General features: G+C 53.6%; 15 protein-coding genes. 7 read left to right on the forward strand and 8 right to left on the reverse strand.

Annotation, left to right across the window (positions count from 1 at the left end; genetic code table 11):
• Nucleotides 1-230: 230 nt before the first annotated feature.
• The 3 genes from mfd to P8N76_19980 form a co-directional block, all read right to left on the reverse strand.
• The gene (gene mfd, locus P8N76_19970; protein ID MDG2383959.1) at nucleotides 231-3,464 is read right to left on the reverse strand and encodes a transcription-repair coupling factor; all 3,234 of its coding nucleotides are present in this window, start codon (nucleotides 3,462-3,464) and stop codon (nucleotides 231-233) included.
• Nucleotides 3,465-3,559: 95 nt separating this feature from the next.
• Nucleotides 3,560-5,008: an NADH:flavin oxidoreductase gene (locus tag P8N76_19975; GenBank protein MDG2383960.1), complete on the reverse strand. Its 1,449-nt coding sequence runs from the start codon at nucleotides 5,006-5,008 to the stop codon at nucleotides 3,560-3,562.
• A 34-nt stretch (nucleotides 5,009-5,042) separates the two neighbouring features.
• Nucleotides 5,043-6,893: a carbon starvation protein A gene (locus P8N76_19980; protein MDG2383961.1), complete on the reverse strand. Its 1,851-nt coding sequence runs from the start codon at nucleotides 6,891-6,893 to the stop codon at nucleotides 5,043-5,045.
• Nucleotides 6,894-7,217: 324 nt separating this feature from the next.
• Between P8N76_19980 and P8N76_19985 the strand changes: the two genes are divergently transcribed.
• The 3 genes from P8N76_19985 to asnS all read left to right on the forward strand — a co-directional run bounded on the left by P8N76_19985 (nucleotide 7,218) and on the right by asnS (nucleotide 11,680).
• Nucleotides 7,218-8,276 (forward strand): FAD-dependent oxidoreductase, encoded by a 1,059-nt coding sequence (locus P8N76_19985; GenBank protein ID MDG2383962.1) that lies wholly within the window; start codon nucleotides 7,218-7,220, stop codon nucleotides 8,274-8,276.
• A gap of 118 nt (nucleotides 8,277-8,394) precedes the next feature.
• Nucleotides 8,395-10,167: a divalent metal cation transporter gene (locus P8N76_19990; GenBank protein MDG2383963.1), complete on the forward strand. Its 1,773-nt coding sequence runs from the start codon at nucleotides 8,395-8,397 to the stop codon at nucleotides 10,165-10,167.
• 121 nt (nucleotides 10,168-10,288) lie between these two features.
• Nucleotides 10,289-11,680, forward strand: a complete 1,392-nt coding sequence (asnS, locus tag P8N76_19995; protein MDG2383964.1) for an asparagine--tRNA ligase — start codon at nucleotides 10,289-10,291, stop codon at nucleotides 11,678-11,680.
• Nucleotides 11,681-11,710: 30 nt separating this feature from the next.
• On the opposite strand, the gene P8N76_20000 is transcribed toward asnS, so the two are convergent.
• The 3 genes from P8N76_20000 to P8N76_20010 all read right to left on the reverse strand — a co-directional run bounded on the left by P8N76_20000 (nucleotide 11,711) and on the right by P8N76_20010 (nucleotide 13,757).
• Nucleotides 11,711-12,589: a sugar phosphate isomerase/epimerase gene (locus P8N76_20000; protein MDG2383965.1), complete on the reverse strand. Its 879-nt coding sequence runs from the start codon at nucleotides 12,587-12,589 to the stop codon at nucleotides 11,711-11,713.
• 93 nt (nucleotides 12,590-12,682) lie between these two features.
• Entirely contained in the window at nucleotides 12,683-13,393 is a 711-nt protein-coding gene (locus P8N76_20005; protein ID MDG2383966.1) for an orotidine 5'-phosphate decarboxylase, read from the reverse strand.
• Between the two features lie 97 nt (nucleotides 13,394-13,490).
• Nucleotides 13,491-13,757, reverse strand: a complete 267-nt coding sequence (locus P8N76_20010) for a DNA-directed RNA polymerase subunit alpha C-terminal domain-containing protein (GenBank protein MDG2383967.1) — start codon at nucleotides 13,755-13,757, stop codon at nucleotides 13,491-13,493.
• Between the two features lie 235 nt (nucleotides 13,758-13,992).
• Here P8N76_20010 and P8N76_20015 point away from each other — a divergent pair, with 235 nt between their 5' ends.
• The gene (locus tag P8N76_20015; GenBank protein ID MDG2383968.1) at nucleotides 13,993-16,314 is read left to right on the forward strand and encodes a UvrD-helicase domain-containing protein; all 2,322 of its coding nucleotides are present in this window, start codon (nucleotides 13,993-13,995) and stop codon (nucleotides 16,312-16,314) included.
• A gap of 24 nt (nucleotides 16,315-16,338) precedes the next feature.
• On the opposite strand, the gene P8N76_20020 is transcribed toward P8N76_20015, so the two are convergent.
• Together P8N76_20020 and P8N76_20025 are read right to left on the reverse strand one after the other, a co-directional pair.
• Complete coding sequence (locus tag P8N76_20020; protein ID MDG2383969.1) at nucleotides 16,339-17,280, reverse strand: flagellar motor switch protein FliM; 942 nt, start codon at nucleotides 17,278-17,280, stop codon at nucleotides 16,339-16,341.
• Nucleotides 17,281-17,323: 43 nt separating this feature from the next.
• A complete protein-coding gene (locus P8N76_20025) occupies nucleotides 17,324-18,595 on the reverse strand; it encodes a glutamate-5-semialdehyde dehydrogenase (protein MDG2383970.1) in 1,272 nt (423 codons plus the stop codon).
• Between the two features lie 29 nt (nucleotides 18,596-18,624).
• Between P8N76_20025 and P8N76_20030 the strand changes: the two genes are divergently transcribed.
• From P8N76_20030 to P8N76_20040, 3 genes are all read left to right on the forward strand, one after another.
• Complete coding sequence (locus P8N76_20030; GenBank protein MDG2383971.1) at nucleotides 18,625-19,419, forward strand: hypothetical protein; 795 nt, start codon at nucleotides 18,625-18,627, stop codon at nucleotides 19,417-19,419.
• A gap of 66 nt (nucleotides 19,420-19,485) precedes the next feature.
• A complete protein-coding gene (locus tag P8N76_20035) occupies nucleotides 19,486-20,064 on the forward strand; it encodes a hypothetical protein (protein ID MDG2383972.1) in 579 nt (192 codons plus the stop codon).
• A gap of 425 nt (nucleotides 20,065-20,489) precedes the next feature.
• Nucleotides 20,490-21,365 (forward strand): hypothetical protein, encoded by an 876-nt coding sequence (locus P8N76_20040; GenBank protein MDG2383973.1) that lies wholly within the window; start codon nucleotides 20,490-20,492, stop codon nucleotides 21,363-21,365.
• Nucleotides 21,366-21,559 lie beyond the last annotated feature (194 nt).

The raw sequence follows: 21,559 nt of genomic DNA on the forward strand, positions 1-21,559 counted from the left end.
TCCTGTTAATACGCAAGCCACGTCACGCCTCAGCGTCGATTCGTTGAATGCGTGTTCTTGTTCGCTTTGCTATGTAGTCAAACTCTATCCGTTACACGACGAGATTCCGTGTACGAACCTGACCGGCCATCGAACCCGCACTGTCATGCCACTTACCTAGCGTCACTGCAAGCATCGGTAAGTCGCTGGATCAACATACCGGATCAGCGCGGGGGAATTCTAGGGAGCGATCAGTTTGCTCGCAACACTGATTTGACTGTTTCGATGATTTGATCGGGATCATCCACCGAATTGGGCAAAGTGAGATAGATTGACTGGTCATCGACAATACGAAGCCGTCCATTGCTAGCCTTGACCAACTGCCGAGCGCGGCCCAAATCCCCAAAATGAAACACCAAATAGGGCGATTCAATTTGAATCGCACTGACTTGCCAGAAAGCCGCATCGGTTTTGAGCTGAGTGAGCTGGAGCAATCGTTCCACAGATTCCGGGGGTGGCCCAAAACGATCGAGAAATTCCTGTCGCAACTGCTTCAGCTCATCATCGCCCACACTCCGAGCCAAGCGACGATAAAGATCGATCTTCGTACGAATATCTTCGACGTAGCTACGGGGAATGTATGCGGCTCCCGGCAATTCGATATTGACGTCGGCGCTGAGTTTCGGCGGCAGATTTCGTTTTCGGCGAACCGCCGCTTCTAACAGTTGGCAATACAGTTCGTAGCCGACTTGAGCGATATGTCCGCTCTGCTGAGTCCCCAACACGTTGCCCGCACCACGAATTTCCAAGTCTCGCATGGCGATTGAAAACCCTGCTCCCATATCGCTAAATTCTTCGATCGCACGCAATCTTCTGGCAGCATTCGGATTCACGGCCTTGTCGGGATCAACCAACATGTAGCAATAAGCACGATGCTTGTACCGACCAACACGTCCACGCAACTGATGCAAGTCGGCCAAGCCATAGCGATCGGCGTCGTCAATAAAGATGGTGTTGGCATTGGGAATGTCCAATCCACTTTCGACAATCGTGGTGGCCAACAACACGTCGAACTGATGGTTGACAAAATCTACCATCACCTGCTCCAGTTGGCCTTCCGGCATCTGGCCATGCCCAATTTCGATCGTGGCTTCTGGCACGATGAACTTCAATTTTTGAGCCAGTGCCTCGATGTCATGAATTCGGTTGTGGACGAAATAGACTTGGCCGTCACGACTCAGTTCCCGCATGATTGCGTTGCGGATCAGTTCGTGACTCCAACGCGTCACACGAGTATCAACAGCGACGCGATCCTCGGGAGGCGTTTCCAAATTTGAGATATCTCGAATTCCAGTCAAAGACATGTGCAGCGTGCGTGGAATTGGAGTTGCGCTGAGAGTGAGCACGTCGATCGTACTGCGCATGGTCTTCAATCGCTCTTTGACTTCCACGCCAAAACGTTGCTCTTCATCGATGACCAACAACCCCAGATTACTGAAGCTCACATCTCGAGAGGCCAGACGGTGGGTTCCGATTACGATGTCAACACGGCCTTCTTTCAAACCGGCGACTGTTTCCCGTTGCTCTTTTGAACTGCAAAAGCGACTCAGCTTCTCAATCGTAAAAGGAAATTCTGACATTCTTTCGCGAAACGTGTGGTAATGTTGCTCGGCCAAGATCGTAGTCGGCACCAGCATGGCAACCTGGTAGCCATTGTCGATTGCCTTGAACGCCGCCCGCATCGCGAGTTCGGTTTTCCCAAAACCGACATCGCCGCAAATCAGCCGGTCCATGGGGCGTGATTTCTGCATGTCAATCTTGATGGCATCCACCGAGACAAGCTGGTCATCTGTTTCGGTGTAAGGAAACGATGCATCGAACTCCTGTTGCCACTCGGTGTCGATGGCAAACGAGATCCCAGGGCGGGATTCACGTTCGGCCTGCAGTTCGAGCAAGTCCGCTGCCAAGTCCTCAACCGCTTCTGCGGCAGCCTTTTTCTGTTTAACCCAATTCTTGCCCCCGATCGTAGCGAGGCGAGGACGGCTCTTGCGAGCTCCGACGTATTTCTGAACCAGTTCAATCTTGGTCGCCGGTACGAAGATTTTTGTACCACCGTGGAATTCAATCTCCAGATGTTCTTCGACCTGCTCTTCCTTACGGATCAGCTGTAACCCCCGGTAACGGCCAATGCCATGGGCCAGGTGCACTACCAAGTCGCCCTGCCGCAAATCGAGGAAACTTTCAATCGCTTTGCCCGCTCGATTCCGGGACGCTCGACGCAGGGGCGTGCGATGAAACAATTCGTTACCGCTGACCACTAACACCTGTTCTGATGCCAGGTGGAAACCAGATCGCAAACGACCGATCACAAAATGCAACCGATTCGCAGTGGCGACTTCTGTCGGCGCTAGGATTTCACCAAGTCGCTTGATCTCGGCCTGAGTTTCGGCGATCAGAAACACTTGATGCTGGCGAGCGACATTGTCAAGTTCCTGACGAACACGCGCGATATCACCGCTGAAACGTTCCACCGTTTCCACTGGCAACCGCTCCATCACCGCCTCGCGACCACTCGCCAACCCGGCAGCGTGGATGGAGCCAAACTGACGAATTTTTTTCGACAACTGGGTGTAGGAAAAAAGCTCTGACGGATCTTCGGTTCGCTCAATCAGATGCTTGGCTTCGGCCTGAATCTGGTCAGGTTCAACGAACACGCAAACGGTGCCCATCGGCAGATAGTCCGTCAAACATCCACGACCGCCTTGCTGCCCGCCAAGAACCGTGATTTCGACCTGGTCGAGCGGTTCTAGACTGCGTTGCGTCGCCACATCAAATCGACGAATCGAGTCAATCTGATCATCAAATAACTCGATGCGAACCGGATCGGCCCAATCCCAAGCAAAGACATCGAGAATCCCACCTCGGATCGAGAACTCTCCCGGCAATTCAACCGCACTTGTTGCGTGAAATCGATTTTTCGTCAACCATTTCGCGAGCGTCTCAACATCCAGCGTCTCGGCACCCCGAATCAATCTCGAATGGCGCTGTACGGCTTCACGTTCAGGAGACGGCTGCAACAAGCTCTGGACAGAAGCCACCACAAAACCAGCAGTTGGCCCATGCAGCATTTTCTTCAGCGTGCGAAGACGATCACCAAAATTATCATCTTGAAGCACCGTGCCCGGCCGATTCTCTAACGCAGGAAAGGTCAACACGGGAGCTGAGGAAAAAAGGGTCAGATCGTCGACCCAATGGTCAATCTCAGCGGATCGCGGACAGATAAGAACGACGGGGGCCGGATCGGTGCGGCCGACCAAAGCGGCAGCCACCAGCGCGCACGACGATCCACAGACTCCGTCGAGCGTCGCAGATTGCCCGGCGGTTACCGTCTGGGCGACTCGATCAAAGCCCGCATCCGATAAGAGTCTTTCGCGAAGCTGCATCAATTGCTGCGACGCGGTTGGCTTCGTCTCGATTTCTGGCATGATGCTGACTGTGCCACATTGTAGCGATCCGCTCGAGATCGGAGAGACCAATTCCGCGAAAGCCGAGAAACGTCTCGCGGGTTGCCAGCGAGAGCTCAATCGTCGGACGAGGCCTTTTCCCCCGTCTTGAACGCCCTCAACTGCTTGGCAGCTTCCATCTGTTTGTAGTAGGGATCCAAGGGGAAACAGCCTGAGACAAGACCATTTCGAGGCGCTGTGGTGCAATCGCTGAAAGTCCTGCAGACTTTTTTCCTTCGCATTCCCCCCTGCTTCAGCGTATGACAGGGCAAATCAGGATAGGACAGGACCATTCGTCCTAGGCCAACCAAATCAATCCAGCCCGCACGGACAACCGCCTGAGCCACGTGAGGCAGATAGTCTTGCAAATAGCTGTAGCCGGTTCCCACCATCGGTAAACTGGGCACGGCTAACTTGCAGATTTTGGCCGCCTGGATCTGTCGTACGACCCCCACCAACGGATCTTCAGGCGGTGCATAACCATCGGAGGGAGGAAAAATGGCCGGACGTTGAACATGCGGATTGTAGTAAGGACTGCCGCAGGAAATGTTGATGGCCAACACGCCCAATTGCTGCAGCTGTTGAATTAACCGGATTGGCTCGGCCAAATCCATCTGACTCGGATCGCCCGGATCGACTCCAAAGCCGAAAGCGTAGGGCTGATCCGCCTCCCAGTCCATTGGCCGACCCACACCGCGTCCTGATTGATACGGCAAGGTATCGAAAACGCTCAAGCGTACGACAACGGACAAATCGGGATATCGGCTTTGAACCGCCTCGATAATCGACGTCAGCAACTTGGTGCGTCCCGTAAAATCGCCGCCAAAGGGACCGGGGCGAGAGCGAGCGCTGAGAAATTCATGCAGCAAATAGCCGTGACAAGCTTTGATGTCGACAAATTGATATCCCGTTTGATAGGCCAATCCAGCGGCAACCACATAGTTGTCGATCAAACGTTGAAGATCGTCGTCGGTCCACACCACCGAATCATCACCCGGATCGATCCGAAACTTTTCGTCGAGCAGCGGATGGTGATAGGCGATACGAGGTTCCAGCTGCTTCGAATGAGGTCGACAAAATCGCCCGGAGTGGGTTAATTGCAAACCCACCAAGAGATCATCGGCCGTTTCGCAAACTTCAAGATGGGCCGCAATCAATTCGTCGCGTAGCGCGGCGAGCCCTTGCTTGTTACTGGGAATCGCAAGTGTTTGATGAGGATTCGCGCGACCATCGGCTTGCACTGCGGCCGCTTCACCACCCCAGATGAGCTTCGCACCGCTTTCGCCAAATTTTCTCCAGCGTCGAAGCGTGTGAGCAGACGGCGATCCGTCCGCGTTAGCGTCCCATCCTTCCATGGGGTGAATCGCCCAACGATTCCCCACATCATGCCTGCCAATCTGCATCGCCTGCGCCATGGGAGACTCTTCTGCTGCGGTGAGAATCCGATCATCGGCAGGCAATTCAAGCTTGAGCTCGTCAAGTCGTTTTCGGAAATCGGAAACCGATTTAAGCTGCGCTATTTTCATGGTGTCACCTTGACCGCAAAGCCCTGATCACGACTCATACTTCCATCTTCGAACGAAGGGGCGGCAAGCTTTCTTCGAGAATACCTTTCACTTTGGGCCCCATCAGCAGAGCTTCGACAAAGATCCAAATCTGCAATCCCGTGATCAGCAGTCCAAAGGCAACGAGAAGATAGTTGGGTTCCGAATCTCCAAGCCCCAGCCAGCCACTTTGCTGATTAAACAAGTTCCATAACATGGCCCAAACAGGCATCGTCATCATCATGAGCATCGGGATGGCGACGAACCAAGTCGGTTGTCCGCGCCGCCAGAGGTAGAAGACGATCACCAACAACGCCAGTCCGGCCAGGACTTGATTGGTCGCACCGAACAAAGGCCAAAGGATCATACCACCGGTCCCGTATCCTTTCGGACCGGGAATCATGGCAACCGCAAACGCTAATGTCAACGAGACAGCGGTGGCCACATATTTATTATTCAACGCATGAAATCCAATAGTGCTGGCCAGTTCCTGTACCACATAACGCTGCAACCGCGTGGCCGTATCGAGTGTCGTGGCGGCGAAACTGGCCACCAGCACGGCCACAATTCCGATTCCCAATCGGAGCGGAATGCCAATTGCTGTTAAAAAATTCGCGCCTCCCTCCACAAACGCACTGATCTTGTCTCGCAATCCGTGATGTCGCCACCCCCCTACAGTCGTCTTATTTCCACTCTCGTCAACCGTCGTCACAATCTGGGCTTGATACTTGCTTTGCCATGCGGCTCGCCCGGTGAGCATTTCCTGCCCTGCTCCGTCGGGCACTCCCATGCCAACCCCGGCACAACAGGCCAAAATCACAATGACAGCCAACGCCCCCTCCAGCAACATCGCTCCGTAACCGACGTACTGCGCATCCGCTTCGCTATTGATTTGTTTGCTACTCGTGCCGCTGCTAACGAGACAATGGAAACCACTAATCGCGCCACAAGCGATGGTGATGAAAAGAAAGGGCATAATTGGCGGCGAATCCAGCGGTCGTTCACTGACTGGCACGATGGCCGGTGCACTCGCAATGAGATCTGCCGAACCCATGAAACTGGCCACGAGTAAACCGGTCACGAGTAAACCGAGAGCGACAATTAGCTGATGACTATTAATGTAATCACGTGGCTGCATCAGGACCCAGACAGGTAACACCGATGCAACGAAGCAGTAAATCATCAGCACGATGGTCCAAACGATCACCGGCGACAGTGGAAGAGATGCGGGCAATTGGATTGGCAGGTAATAGACGCCGACAACGATCGCCACGTACATCAGGATTAAAGCAATCAGGGATGGCACTAGCAGCCCGCCGCTACGACGATAGACAAACAGGCCAATCACAACGGCGATCGGAATTTCAATCCAAACCGAAAGCACGGATTCGGGATAAATGCTGAAGATGGAGGCAATCACCAGTCCAAAAATCGCGAGCACAATGGTCAGCGCGAAAAACAGAATCAACAAGAAGAGAATTTTCGCTCGAGGTGAAATCATGCGGCCGGCAATTTCGCCCACCGTTTGCCCCCGATTCCGCAAACTCACAATCAGCGACCCAAAATCGTGAACCGCTCCAATAAAAATCGACCCCAGCACCACCCACAATAAAGCGGGCAGCCAACCCCAGAAAACAGCGATCGCGGGTCCGACAATCGGTCCCGTTCCCGCAATACTTGTAAAATGGTGTCCGAAAATGACCTCTCGTTTCGTCGGAATGAAATCAACGTCATCACGCAATTGATGGCTCGGCACCTCCGCTTCGCTCGAAACGCCGAAGACTCGGCCTGAAAGCCACCTGCCATAGGTGTAATAGGCCAGAATAAAACCAGCAAAAGATGCTAACGCGATCAGCAACGTACTCATGAAAACTCCCTGCAAGCCAGACGCCATTTCATTGGCCTCCATAATAGCAGGTCGGGGAAACCGGAAATAGCAACGACAGCTGGGGCACCGCTGGGATTCGAGGCTGAAAAAACGTTCAACTCAGCTGTCCCCCATCCGCCATGCTCCGATTCGAGCGGAGCCCGCAGCCCCCAACAACAATCGGCCTTGCCGAAAGGATACTGTTGAAATGGCAAGCTGGGCGACGATCCGATCCAGGAACGGCAGTCGGGACCTACCGTCGCCGAACGGCTGATCTATAATAGCCGCTCAAGATCGCGGCAATGTATGAAAGGAACCCTGAAGTTGCCTGAACACGTCGTCATTATCGGAAGCGGTCCGGCCGGTTGGTCAGCCGCCATTTATGCAGCTCGCGCCAGCCTGAAACCGTTGCTTTTTGAGGGCACCGCCAAACCAGAGATGATTCCACTGGGCCAACTGGCGTTCACGACCGAAGTCGAAAACTTTGCGGGCTTCCCCGCCGGCAACATCCGAGCCTTCGTGGAGAGCGCCGTCGATAAAGACCGGCACTACAATCTGCCACCTGTGCCCGAAGGGCACAGCCAGGATGACCAGCCACATTACGCCGTGCAAGGCGTTGAGCTGATGGAATTGATGAAACAGCAGGCTTTGAATTTTGGCACGCGAGTAATCGGGGATGACATTGTTAACGTTGATCTTTCTCAACGTCCCCTGCGAGTGATTCCCAGCAATGGCGATCCGATCGAGACAGAAACAATCATTATCGCAACCGGCGCCCGGGCCAATTATCTCGGTCTGCCGTCGGAGGAAGCATTCAAGAATCTGGGAGTGAGTGCCTGTGCGGTCTGCGATGGAGCTCTACCACGATTCCGCAACGCTCCCGTCGTCGTGATTGGCGGGGGTGATTCCGCAGTGGAAGAAGCGAGCTATTTGGCCAAATACGCCTCCGTGGTCTACCTCGTGCATCGCCGTGATGAGCTACGAGCTTCCAAGATCATGCAACAAAGAGCATTTGACGATCCCAAGATCGAAATCCTTTGGAACAGCGCTGTCGAGGAAGTCCTCGGAAATGACACCGACGGCATGACGGCGCTGCGACTGCGTAGCACGCAAGACGACTCGCTGAAAGAATACGAAGCCAAGGGCATGTTCTTAGCGATTGGACACACACCCAACACGAATTTTCTAGTCGATAAACTGGAGATGAATTCCAGCGGCTATATCACGTGGACGCAACCCTTCCGCACCAACACGAGTGTCGAGGGTGTATTCGCCGCCGGCGACGTTGCTGATGACAACTACCGACAAGCGATCACGTCGGCGGGTACAGGCTGCATGGCCGCTTTAGACGCCGAACGATACCTGGCAGCCAAGGGGCTCTGATCCGCGAAACTTTCCACGCTGTGCCCCAAAGATGATGTTGGGACACGTTTAATTTCACTGTATCGTACGCATTCAAATCGAAATGGGTGCCAGCTTAAATGACGACTGTAGGGAAATCATGAATCACACGGAATCAAAGATTGAAGCCGACCGCAGGATGCTGGAAGAGGCGAAATCCCAAGGCTTGGGTGGCAAGTTTGCAACGTTCGCCAAACTGTCTGGTCCGGGGTGGTTACAGAGTGCGATTACCTTGGGCGGCGGTTCTCTGGCAAGCAGCCTGTTTCTCGGAATCCTCGGTGGGTATACGTTACTGTGGGTTCAGCCGCTGGCAATGATACTCGGTATTATCATGTTGAGTGCAATCGGCTATGTGACCCTTTCCACCGGGCAACGGCCCTTTCACGCGATCCGTGATCACGTGAATCCTGTGCTCGCTTGGGGCTGGGCGTTGGCGGTCGCCGCAGCCAATATCGTTTGGTGCCTGCCTCAATACTCTCTCGCCTTCGGCGTCGTGAGTCAAAATCTCTTGCCCGGCCTGTTCGGACAAGAAGGAACCGTTACCCAGGCAGGTGGTGACAACGGTTCCTATTTGAGTATGGCCATCGTTTCATCAACTTTGTTGATTATCTGTACCATCATCACTTGGAGTTATGATCGGGGCGGTTGGGGAATCAAGCTCTATGAAACAGTGCTCAAGGTACTAGTCGCCTTGATCGTACTGTGCTTCATCGGCGTCGTTACCGTCTTGACAGTTAACGGCGCGATTGACTGGGGAGCCGTCACTCAGGGAATTATTCCGAACTTTGGCCAATTCTGGAAACCGGCGGCAAGTTTCGAACCGATGCTGGCCAATCTGGACGAATCAGCACGAGAATACTGGTCGAAACTGATCGTCTCCAAACAGCAAGATGTGATGTTCAGTGCCGCCGCGACTGCCGTCGGTATTAACATGACTTTTCTCTTTCCCTATTCGTTATTAAGCAAAGGTTGGACGCGCGAATTTCGCGGCCTGTCAATTTTCGATCTCTCAACCGGCATGTTCATTCCTTACGTGATCGCGACCGGCTGCGTGGTGATTGCCGCATCCGCTCAATTCCATACGAAGGTCACCGATGACTTCCAGGTGGTCGGAAACAAGCTGGTTGCCCCCGCCGACCTGGCCGGTGCCTATCAAGGCACCCTCGAACAGCGGATGTTGGCCAACAACGATTATGCGAGAAAACAACTCCAGGGAACGCCTGCGAACGCGGTTCCGGCGTTGAAGGCCCAGATGATGGCAGCTTTTCTTGCCGAAACCAGCATGTCCGAGCAAGAAATTGCAGCCGCTTTGGTCAATCGCAAGGCCAAACATCTGTCAGGTGCCCTCGCTCCTTTAACAGGCAAATTCGTTGCGGATATCGTCTTTGGACTTGGTGTTCTTGCCATGGCTCTATCGACAATCTCACTCTTGATGCTGATTTCAGGATTTGTTTTTTGCGAGATGTTTGGCTTTGAACCGGGCAGCTGGTTTCATCGCTTTGGAACCCTTGTCGCCGGCGTAATCGGCGCTTTTGGGCCTTACATTTGGAGCGGTGCGTCGTTCTACCTGGCTATCCCGACGTCAGTCTTTGGACTTGCCCTCCTACCCTTCGCCTACATCACGTTCTTCCTGCTGATGAACCAAAAATCGCTACTAGGTGACGACATGCCTCGTGGCGGAGCCCGCGTGGTCTGGAATCTGCTCATGCTGGTCGCAGCAGTCACCGCAACGGCTGCCAGCTTATACGTGGTCTACACCAAGACGCTGAATGGCTTTGGTTCCGGTTGGTATGGACTCGGCGGTATCGGCCTCCTGTTGGGACTGATCCTGGTCGTGCAATTCACGCGCAAACCAAAACACATCCCGGAATAGGCCGGAATAGGTTCGTCATCAAAATTCGTTCGGAAGTAGAAGACAGCCCGAAGCCGTCACTCGATGTGGCGGCTTGGCTGGAAACAAACTCTCAACCTTATTAACGCGACAAAAAAACCGCATGGATACAATCTCAGTTGCTGTAGCCCGCCAAACGGATTCGATCGGTAAACAGGTCAGACTGCAAGGTTGGGTCCGCACACGACGTGACTCGAAAGCTGGCTTCAGTTTCGTCGAGCTAAATGACGGGAGTTGTTTGGCCAACATCCAAGCCATCTGCGATGCCGACTTGCCCAACTACGAAGCTGAAATCAAGAAGCTTTCGGCAGGCTGTAGTGTTTCGATAACAGGCGAAGTCAAGGAATCGGGCGGGAAGGGCCAAGCGACGGAGTTGTTAGCTCAAACAGTCACCGTTCATGGCTGGTCAGACCCGCAAGAATTTCCGCTCCAAAAGAAACGACATTCGTTTGAAAAGCTACGTGAATGGGCCCATCTGCGCCCCCGCACAAACGCTTTTGGCGCCGTGGCACGTGTCCGCAACTGCATTTGCAACTCAATCCACCAGTTCTTTCAGGAACATGGGTTTCTCTATGTCCATACGCCCGTCATCACCGCAAGCGACTGTGAGGGTGCCGGAGAAATGTTCCGTGTTACCACACTGGACCTCGAAAATGTCCCGCGACAGGACGGCAGGATCGATTATTCGAAGGACTTCTTCGATCGTCCCGCCTACCTCACGGTGAGCGGGCAGTTAGAAGCTGAGATTTTCGCCACCGCACTCGGCAAGGTTTACACCTTTGGGCCCACTTTCCGTGCTGAAAACTCGAATACATCACGTCATCTGGCCGAATTCTGGATGATTGAACCGGAAATGGCCTTCTACGAACTTCCCGAAAACATGCAATTGGCGGAAGACTTTCTGAAACGCATTGCCTCTGACGTGCTGTCGAAATGTGGCGAAGACATGGAGTTCTTCAACCAAAGAATCGACGACACCGTATTGTCGACACTGCAAAAAATCATCGACAGCGACTTTGAACGTTTGACTTATACCGCAGCGATCGAACTGCTGGAGAAAAGTGGTAAGAAGTTCGATTTCCCAGTGAACTGGGGGACCGACCTTCAATCCGAACACGAACGCTTCTTGACCGAAGAACACTTTCATGGCCCCGTCATCCTCTATGACTACCCGCGATCCATCAAACCTTTTTACATGAAGGTCAACGACGATGACCGCACAGTCCGTGCCATGGATGTACTGGTCCCACGCGTCGGTGAAATCATTGGCGGCAGCCAACGTGAAGATCGACTCGATGTGCTCGAAGCAAGGATGCGGGAGCAAGGCCTGACTCCCGAGGACTACTGGTGGTATCTCGATCTCAGACGATTTGGCACCGTCCCGCATTCCGGTTTTGGGCTGGGATTAGAACGTGTAATCCAATTCGCTACCGGCATGACCAACATCCGGGACGTCATTCCCTTTCCCCGGACACCAGGCAGCGCCGATTTTTAGAAAACTTCCATCAGGCAGCCGTGTTCAGAGCTACCAGAAGCCGATCATTTTGCCGCGCAAGAAGCTGACACTCTCACGCAACTCTTCCATGCCATTGACTCCGTCTTCGATGCTCACCCAACCGTCGAAGCCGGCAGCCTGCAATGTGGAAAAAATCGCGTCGTAATCATTCAGGCCTTGTCCGATCACACCGTGCGATAGTCGAGCGGCGTAGCCGACGGAATCTTCTTCCTTTCGCAAATCTTCGATCGTACCTTCCGTCAAATAGCGATCGCTCGCATGCATGGTGACCACGCGATCTTTCACGCGTTCGAGTAGTTCCAAGGGATCTTCGCCGGCAAGCAACGTATTGCTCGGATCATAATTCACACCAAAGTTTTCCGCTTGAATCTGATCGACCAGTTCACAGAACACATCCATTTTTTGAGCGAACTCAGGATATTGCCAATAGTTGTCCTTGTAATGATTTTCGATCACGAGTGTGACACCCCGCCTTTCGGCATAGGGTAAACAAGCGTTAATCGCATCGACGGCGTATCGCATGCCGTCTTCGTGGGAAACCTCAGGCCGACGTTGCCCTGATAAGACGCGACAGTATTTACCGCCCAACGAGGAGGTCATCTCAATCCAAGTTTTCTCCAACGCGATCTGTTCCTTGCGAAACTCAGGATCCGGATGGGTAAAATCGGGTGAGCAGCAGAGCATGGGGATGGTAAGCCCTTTTTCGTCGACCAGTTTACGAATTTTCTTCCACGACTTCTTTTCTTTCAGGTCTAAAAAGCCGCTATAGAATTCGAGTCCATCGACGTCCAAGTCGGCGGCCATATCGATCCAGGAGCGGAGCGACATTTCGCCGGTGACACACAACTGGTCCATGAACGCTTTGGGGAATACTGCGAGATCAGCCATAGTTCACGACATGGGCACCTGCGAGGCACCGTCCAACGAGAGTTTCCAACGAACTAAATTGTTCAACCATCGAGCTACAACGATGCGATGTTGTTATGACGAACCACCCAGAGGGACGTCGCCATAGGCGTGAATTGCTTCGCAAATCCGAGCCAAGGAAGATTCCAAATCACCGTCAGCAGTTTGAAATCGTTCACTGTCGATGACCAGAGGTGCCCCCAACACGACAAGTGGAGCTCCATACTTGGGCGTCTGGATCGCTTGATCGAGTGACAATCCCCCGACAGCCTGGACCGGTACCTCAACCGCTTGAACGATTTCTCGCAATTGATCAAGCGGATTCGGCGCGCGATCCCCACGGGCTGCGATGCCTCTTCGTTCATCGTAGCCGATGTGGTGAATCACATATCCACAGCCTAAGTCGGCGAGACGTTGAGCACCGGCAACCATATCCTGAGCAGCTAGGTTATCGCCCATCACACCAACCCCATAATCGCGCCCCGCCTTCACAACACAGCGAATCGTCTCTTCGTGAGCCTGAGACATGACGACCACATGGGTGGCTCCCGCCTTGGCCATCATTTCGGCTTCCAGGTAACCGCCATCCATCGTTTTGAGATCGGCGACAATCGGCACGTCAGGAAATTCGGCTCGCAAACGCTCTACCGCCAGCAAACCTTTGGACAGCAGCAACGGTGTTCCAGCTTCGAGCCAATCGACTCCAGCACGACGCGCCATCCGCGCCGTTTGCACTGCCTCATCGATGTCGATCAAATCAAGTGAGATTTGGACAATCGGATTCATAATCATGCAATAGCGAGAAGCTACCAAGACGCTCTCAAGGAGCGTCTCTAAACTGCAACTCCAGCGCCATGATCTCCTACCTTAGCCACCAACGACCTTAGCGGGGCCGACGGTTATTTCGAAAAAAACCAATCGTTTCTAAAGAGCTGTAGACTTCTTCCAATGTTTTCTCACCGAAGTTCGAGATACTCAGCAAGTCTTCACGCGTGCAATTCAAAAGATCTTGAACGGTGAAAATGCCTCGCTCCTCCAAACAATTGGTTGTACGCACGGACAAGCCGATCTCCGCGGTACTCATATCAAGTCGTTCATTGAGACTTTTCGTCTGTTCGTCGGCGGTGATCAACGGAATACGAGTCGACATAGGGTTCCCTCCCCTTCGCAGATTAAAGCATCTGGTTCATGATGCCCACCCAGGCATCACTTTCCAAGTAAGCCCGTGAGTATACCAATTCTGGCGCGCCATCAAAGGTCTAGGCGGCAGGAGTTGCTAGCGTTCCGGGTGACGAACCCGCCCCGGGCCTTCTATAATGCGGGTTCTTCGCTTCCCCACCTGGGCTGCGTCGGGCAAGCCTATTCGAGACCTCGGGACACGGACGATGACGACTGCCAGCTTTGATTCACTGACCGAGGCACAACGTGCTGCGGTACTCCATCTGCAAGGTCCTCTCTTGATCTTGGCCGGCCCTGGGAGCGGAAAAACACGAGTAATCACGCATCGAATCGCCCATATGATCGATCAGGGCATCCACCCCCGTTCCATTTTAGCGCTCACCTTCACCAATAAAGCGGCTGACGAAATGAGCCGCCGAGTGGAACGACTCACATCGACCGATTCGGTCTGGATCAGCACCTTTCACCGGTTTTGCTCGCGACTGTTGCGGCGATATGCCGACCACGTGGGGCTTTCTCCAAATTTCACGATTTACGACACATCTGACAGCCTCCGCGCTTTGAAGCAAGCGATTGAAGGCACGGACGTCAAACTGTCGATCACAACCCCGGAGCAGATAGCACGGCAAATCAGTGCAACCAAGAACAGCCTGATCACCCACGACCAATATCAGGCGCCCAGCGGCAGTGAAATGGGCACAATCTTACGGGAAGTGTATCCGGCTTATCAAAAGCAGTTGTTGAAGTCGAACGCGGTCGACTTTGATGACCTACTCGTCCACGTCGCCAGCATGTTACGACAGTCCGACGAGTTGCGTCGTGATTTAGATGAATCCTATCAGTACATCATGGTCGACGAGTACCAGGACACGAATCTCGCCCAATACGCGATCGTCCGCGCACTCTCGATCGATCATCCCAACCTGGCGGTGACGGGCGACCCCGACCAATCGATTTACGGCTGGCGGGGTGCCAACCTACAGAACATCCTGGGCTTTGAACGCGACTATCCAGAAGTCAACGTCGTGCGACTGGAGCAAAACTATCGCAGCACTCCGAATATCCTACGAGTTGCTGACGCATTGATCAGCAACAATGTCAAGCGCAAGCCGAAAGATTTATTCACTGAAAACGAGGACGGGGCGCCCGTTCGACTGGTCAGTTATCCGACACAAAAAGAAGAAGCCGACGAAATCATCGCTTCCATCGTCAATCAGATCCAGGAGGGTCGTCGTCGGCCGAAGGACTTCGCTATTTTTTTCCGAGTCAACGCGCTCTCGCGTGCCTTTGAGCACGCCCTACGCGACATGGGTCTCGCCTATCAGATTGTCAACGGCGTCGAGTTCTACCAGCGTAAAGAGATCAAGGACATGTTGGCCTACTTGCATTTGATCAACAATCCTCAGGATGATGTGGCGGTCCAACGGATCATCAACGTTCCAGCTCGTCGGATCGGCAAAACGACGTTCCAACGCCTGAGCGACTTTGCCCACCTCCAGGGACTCTCACTGCTTGACGCCGCTCGACAATGTGCCGCGATCGAATCAATCAGTAAGTCGATACGCCCACGTGTCCTGGACTTCGTGCGTGTGATCGACCGAATCAGTGCGCACCCCGATCAACCGGTCACGGATCTACTGGAATGCATCCTGTCAGAAACCAAGTATTTGCAGCCGCTTCAAAAGTCAGAAGCTCCCGAAGATCACGATCGGCTGGCGAACATCGAAGAACTACTAACCGCCGCGTCAGAATTCGACACTGCTTTCCATGACGTTTCTCCGCTGGAGGCTTTTTTGGAACAGGCGTCGTTAGTGAACGACACAGACGCTTGGAGTGAACAGACCGATCGCATCACCCTCATGACTTTACACGCCGCGAAAGGGCTTGAGTTTCCCGTGGTCTTCATCGCCGCAGTGGAACAAAACCTGTTACCGCACGAGCGTAGCATGGCATCGGAGGACCAGCTCGAAGAGGAACGACGACTCCTGTTTGTGGGCATCACAAGAGCGGAAGAGGAACTCCAATTAAGCTGCGCACGCTTTCGCTCTTATCGGGGTAGCATGACGCGTTGCGTTCCGAGCTGTTTCTTAATGGAATTGCCTCGCGACGAAATGAAATTCGTCGACGTGGGTGAATTCGCACCCTCGATGCATCCCAACGACATGGACGCCAACGAACACGATTATTGCAACGAGTTTATCGATATTGAACCCGACGAAGACGCGGAGATCATACAGACAACGGATGATCACCGAGCGATGGATACCACCATTCAGACGGCGGCGGACATGGTGATCGATGGCGAACTTCACCGCGACGCGACCACCGACGAGGCACACCAGGAGCCTGCGAATATCGACCCGGATCACTTCCGAGTGGGTATGACCGTCGTGCATCCCGAGTACGGCCCGGGCAAGATTAAGTCACTCAGCGGCCGAGGAGTGAAACGCACTGGAATTATCAATTTCCCCACTGCGGGACAAAAAAACTTCGTCCTTGCCTTTAGCGGCATCCAGCCGATCGGCTGACGCCAGAGCGACAGTCCTGCTGGGCTAACGGTCTCGCAATTCCACCGCTCGATGACCGTCGATCGCACCGGGGCGTCCAGAAAAACGGACTTCTCCATCGATCAGCACATCAACCATTCCATCAGCTGGCACCTCTGTCAGAACCACGTCGCCGACTTTCACCTGACTCCATTCAGCAGCCGACAAGGGTTCCATGGCAAGCTTCACGACTAACTCGGACGTCTTGACCGCCTGCTCCTTCTGTCGTTCATCGGGTGCAACGATACCGTACTCACCACACAACAGTTTATCGACCATCTTTCGGATCGCCTGGGTGGGTAAACAGAGCGTAAAGTCACCCGTTTGTTCCGCCACGCGGGTTCGAAAGATCAAAACGATTACCGGGTCACTCGGCGAGACCAACCGTACGCGTTGCGCGTTGCTTTCCATCCGATCGACGGTCAAATTAACCGCCAACAAAGCCTCCCAAGCATCCCGCAATTCATTCAAAAGCATTTCGGTGATGCGTCCTGCCAATCGTTGTTCAAGTTCGGTGGGAGGACGATCGGGGATGGAACAGGGTTGCTTACCACCGCCAAGCAGACAATCCAGCAGCGGATAGAGCACCGGCGGGCTGAGATCCAGGGCCAGCGGTGACGGCAGTGGAGTTGCTTGCAGAATGACGAAGCAGGTTGGCTTAGCCCGACTAAAAGCGAACTGGCTGTAAGTCATCGCCTGAACGTCTTGCAGCTGCACATCCACCAATTGCTGCAAACCGCTTGAAAGGATGTCTTCGAATCGTCGCGCCAGATCAGAATGAAATGACTGGATTGCATCCAGCTGTTCCTGAACATCTCCCAAGTCGGGATTTCTCGGCGGCTCGTCGTGAACCGGCTTGGCACAATCGTTCCCAGGCTCGCGATCGACCTGGATCATCCCGGAGGATAACAGTTCTCGTTCTTCTGTCGTCAAACTTTCTTGTCGCATCCATGCACCTATGAAAGTTAAGGCTTTCCTGGAGCCATCCCAACTAACGAATTTGCCCTTGGCCCTCAACAAGATATTTATAGCTGGTCAATTCTCGCAATCCGCAGGGACCACGAGCATGAAACCGATCGGTGCTAATACCGATCTCCGCACCCAAACCAAACTCAGCCCCATCGTTGAATCGAGTGCTTGCGTTAACCATCACAGCGGCACTGTCTACTTGATTGGTGAATTGTCCGGCTGCTCTCAAATCGTTGGTCACGATGGCGTCCGTGTGCCCCGAGCCGTATTGATTGATATGTTCGATCGCCTCCTGAACCGAATCGACCACCTTGATAGACACGATCGGACCGAGGAACTCGGTTGAGTAATCTTCGTCACTGGCAGGTTTTGCGGCGGGCACAAGCGTTCGAGTTGCCTCATCACCACGGATTTCCACCTCGTATTCGGCAAGCGCGGCGGCCAGCTTTGGCAACGCATTTTCGGCAATTTCACGATGCAGCAAAATCGATTCCGCTGCATTACAAACGCCCATCCGTTGACACTTCGAATTAACAGCAATCTCTTCGGCCATCTCCAGGTCAGCAGCTTGGTCAATATAAACGTGACAATTCCCATGAAAATGTTTGATGACTGGCATGGTGGCTTCTTCGGAAACCCGACGAATCAATCCCTCACCACCCCGCGGAATTGCCAGATCGATGTATTGTGAAAGAGTTAGAAAATGGCCCACTGCCTGACGATCGAGTGTCGCCACCAATTGGACGGCGTCGATTGGCAATTGGCATTCGGCTGCTTCTTTACGAATGATATCAACGACTGCAAGACTGGAGTGGGCCGCTTCTTTGCCACCACGCAAGATGACAGCATTACCACTCTTTACGCAGATCGAGGCAGCATCCGCGGTAACATTTGGACGAGATTCATAGATAAAGAACACCACCCCCATAGGGACGCGCACACGGCTGATGCGTAATCCATTTGGACGGATCGTCGATTCGATCACTTCCCCCACCGGGTCAGGCAGCATCGCGACCTCTTCCATGCCAGTCGCAATCGCGTTGATTCGTTCCGGGTCTAACCGCAAACGATCGGTCTGAGCCTCCGTCAGCCCAAAACCTGGTGCTGCATTGACGTCCTGAACATTTGCTTTCAGGATCAGTTCCGTCTGGTCACGGATCGCTTGCGCCGAGCGACGCAACCAATTATTCTTCTGTTGCCCGGTAGTAAGGTTCAACAGCGCGGCAGCCTGCTTGGCGTTTCTTGCCACTTCTTCACAGTAAACTTGCAGTTGTTGATTCTCAGCTATCGCCATGGATTTCCTCATTTCGACCGTTCATTCTGATGGTCCCTTCATCATATTACATAGGTCGAGTAGACGGCACTCTCAAACCGCACCCCGGAAGATCAAGTACCACCGATGGGAAACCATCGATCAAGGGTTCCCACCCGCTGGCGGTCCGCGCAGACGCTCCCCACCGGTTCGGCAGAAGTATCGGAGAAGAGCTCGGGGCGGTCAATGCAGAAATACAGGCGGCGGCTGACGCTGACATGGAAGCGGCTGCCGTTGACCTAAGTTCCTGGTTTGCCTATAGTTGCCGAGACAGGGAGCCTTCTTTCGATGGACACAAAGGCAGCGAGCAAGACATGAGCAGTGGCGATGACCTGATCGGGGAACTCGGAACCATTCGGGGCCGCAACTACCCGTCGATCCGACAATTCACAGTTTTTCTTGAAAATCGAGTGGGCCAATTGCTCGACGTCGTGAGACGATTTGAAGGGAGCAAGGTCCAGATCGTCGCCCTGTCGATCCACGATTCGACCGAATGCTCATTCGTTCGTTTTCTACTGAGCCATCCGGAACAGGGTCGTGAGATTCTGGAGCGTGCAGGCTTGGCACTGATCGAAACCGATTTGATCGGCATCGAGCTACCCGAGGGCTCCCAACCGTTGCTGCAAGTTTGCACGGCCCTCCTGCAAGCAGAAGTCAACATTGTGCAAGCCTACCCGCTCCTGATGCGGCCACACGATAAACCCGCGGTAGCGTTGATGGTCGACAATCTGGAGATGGGACAAGAAACGCTTGCAGCGAAAAACTTCCAGATGATCACCGAGCGCGACTTGAGCGACGTCGACTGAGGTCGCTCCGCCAGCCGCCCTCTGCGGTATTAAGGCGTTGAGCCATGCTGGGCGATCGCGAAACGCATGTCGAACGAGAATCCCTACCACAGTCCATCTACGAGAAGCCTTGAGGACGTCGCTACAGCGAGGAGAGTTCCCGCGTCGCTCTTTTGGACCGGCATGTTCGCGGGTTCCTTTGTCGGGGCAACCTATGGCGCTGCTGCCGGAGCTCTCTGCGGACTCGGTGCCGGATTATTTTCAATTACCACGACGACAAACGGGGATGCGATCGGACAAACTTTCATGTTCATTGTCGCATTCGCAATTGCCGGTACGCTCTGGGGAGCGTTACTCGGCATGTGTATTGGAACGCTGATTGGCGTCGTTATGACGATTGGCCATCGCTTCTCAATTCATCGCTTACCAACCGTCACTGCCCTGATCTCAATTGTGACTTGTACAAGCGTCACGGCACTTTTGCTCGGCGCATGGAGCCAACAGCGAAACGAAAGCGCCAGCGATTTACAACCCTGGATGCTTCAGTTGGCAGCTTTCACTCTGACAACCATTACGAGTGGACTGGGGGGCCGCACACTCGGACGCGGCTTGCTACGCGTCGCGACAGACTCGCCCCACCAATCAGCCGCTGATCCAGTTGAGTGACAACCGGTCGATCTCTGATCAGATCACGATCGCCACACTCACCTCCCAGGGGTCAACATCGCTGACCGGATTGCTTGTTCAATGAAATCGACCTTTCGCTGTCACCACCAGGTTTCATGATCCTTTGAAGAATGAAATCGTTTCCCTCACAATCTCGACTTCCTGAATGAAGTTCAGAATGACGGGAAACGAACGATGCACATCACAGCGAATCTGAGCCGGCAATCGGTTATCTCCCTGCAACTCCATGATGGCGCACTTTTTACTTCCTTCTGGTGCGCGATCAAACCGAACCGACAATCGCTCATCGCGTTTCCAACTTGAACTTCATTTCGACGCCGGTGCGTGATCCGCCATCGCACCGGCGTCGGTTTTGTTTTCATTTCATCTTTTCGAACTTAACTTATCAAAGGAGCGTTGAGACCATGATTATTTTTCGTCCAATGTTGCCCGCAACGATCACTCGAGGATCGGCCCATTTATGGCGCACCCATTATTTATTCACATCGCATGCAGGAGCAAATCATCCCAAGCGAATCCTAGGAAACCCGGCTCCCAGCATCTCTGACAACTGGAAAGCGACTGGTACTTTGCGGGATCAATTGCCAGGCAGAGGTCAACTTCGTCTTCGCATAATATTCGCGCTGGTGATTGGCTTCGCAAGCTTCAATAACCTGATCGAAAGCGTACTCCGAGCAGAAGTGATCATCGCCTACGACGCGATGAATTCAGCTACGGGTGCAGCGGCAACAGAAACTTTCCCCGACCTCATTCCGCTCGAACTGTCACGTGGCGACGGCCTCGGAGCTGCAAGTGGCGGGACCTACAATTCGTCCGGTTGGACCACGGATGCCAACGACTATTTGGCCTGGGGTTGGCAATCATCCATCCCGCTTGACCTTACCGACCTCGACCTGCGATACGATCGCTCCAATTCAGGACCGACGCAAATTGAAATCCTGTTAGCCATCAATGGGGGCGATTTTACATCCGTCTACTTCGACAGCGATGTGATGCTTAACGGAGAAGATGGCTGGGACATCAATTTGTCGGATTTCATGAGCGTCAGCAGCGCAGAATTTAGGTTGCTTGGCTCTGGAGCCACCTCGGCCAGCGGTACACTCGACATCGAACCTTTATCCGGTGTGATTCCCGATCGCGGCATTGTCGTCAATGGCGTCAAGTCGGTCCCGGAACCCAGTAGCCTGCACTTGTTGGGAGCAGTCGGTTTTCCCGCTTTGTATCTTTTGCACCGATCACGCAGGGAGCCAACGAACCAGAGCTTACCTCGTGCCGTGTGAGGACGAGCTGGATGTGCCACGCGTTGTGAAGGATGCAACAAGTGGCATCTCCTCTCGTGCTGACTCAGCTACCTGACGCCAAGGGACTCCAAGACGGTTTACAAGAAAGGATCTGGATTTGAACGGCCACCATCTGTTGCACTCCAGATCGCTCTTCCTTCAACAGACGTGGACTAATCCGATTGTCCAAAACC

The sequence above is a fragment of the Pirellulaceae bacterium genome (assembly GCA_029243025.1).
In the GTDB taxonomy this organism is placed as follows: Bacteria; Planctomycetota; Planctomycetia; order Pirellulales; family Pirellulaceae.

What these genes read in the sequence shown, in the direction of transcription:
- P8N76_20000 (MDG2383965.1), bottom strand. Translation starts at nt 12,589, where the DNA reads ATGGCTGATCTCGCAGTATTCCCCAAAGCGTTCATGGACCAGTTGTGT.
- asnS (MDG2383964.1), top strand. Translation starts at nt 10,289, where the DNA reads ATGGATACAATCTCAGTTGCTGTAGCCCGCCAAACGGATTCGATCGGT.
- mfd (MDG2383959.1), bottom strand. Translation starts at nt 3,464, where the DNA reads ATGCCAGAAATCGAGACGAAGCCAACCGCGTCGCAGCAATTGATGCAG.
- P8N76_19990 (MDG2383963.1), top strand. Translation starts at nt 8,395, where the DNA reads ATGAATCACACGGAATCAAAGATTGAAGCCGACCGCAGGATGCTGGAA.
- P8N76_20015 (MDG2383968.1), top strand. Translation starts at nt 13,993, where the DNA reads ATGACGACTGCCAGCTTTGATTCACTGACCGAGGCACAACGTGCTGCG.
- P8N76_20010 (MDG2383967.1), bottom strand. Translation starts at nt 13,757, where the DNA reads ATGTCGACTCGTATTCCGTTGATCACCGCCGACGAACAGACGAAAAGT.
- P8N76_20035 (MDG2383972.1), top strand. Translation starts at nt 19,486, where the DNA reads ATGTCGAACGAGAATCCCTACCACAGTCCATCTACGAGAAGCCTTGAG.
- P8N76_20030 (MDG2383971.1), top strand. Translation starts at nt 18,625, where the DNA reads ATGGTCCCTTCATCATATTACATAGGTCGAGTAGACGGCACTCTCAAA.
- P8N76_19975 (MDG2383960.1), bottom strand. Translation starts at nt 5,008, where the DNA reads ATGAAAATAGCGCAGCTTAAATCGGTTTCCGATTTCCGAAAACGACTT.
- P8N76_20025 (MDG2383970.1), bottom strand. Translation starts at nt 18,595, where the DNA reads ATGGCGATAGCTGAGAATCAACAACTGCAAGTTTACTGTGAAGAAGTG.
- P8N76_19980 (MDG2383961.1), bottom strand. Translation starts at nt 6,893, where the DNA reads ATGAGTACGTTGCTGATCGCGTTAGCATCTTTTGCTGGTTTTATTCTG.
- P8N76_20040 (MDG2383973.1), top strand. Translation starts at nt 20,490, where the DNA reads ATGATTATTTTTCGTCCAATGTTGCCCGCAACGATCACTCGAGGATCG.
- P8N76_20005 (MDG2383966.1), bottom strand. Translation starts at nt 13,393, where the DNA reads ATGAATCCGATTGTCCAAATCTCACTTGATTTGATCGACATCGATGAG.
- P8N76_20020 (MDG2383969.1), bottom strand. Translation starts at nt 17,280, where the DNA reads ATGCGACAAGAAAGTTTGACGACAGAAGAACGAGAACTGTTATCCTCC.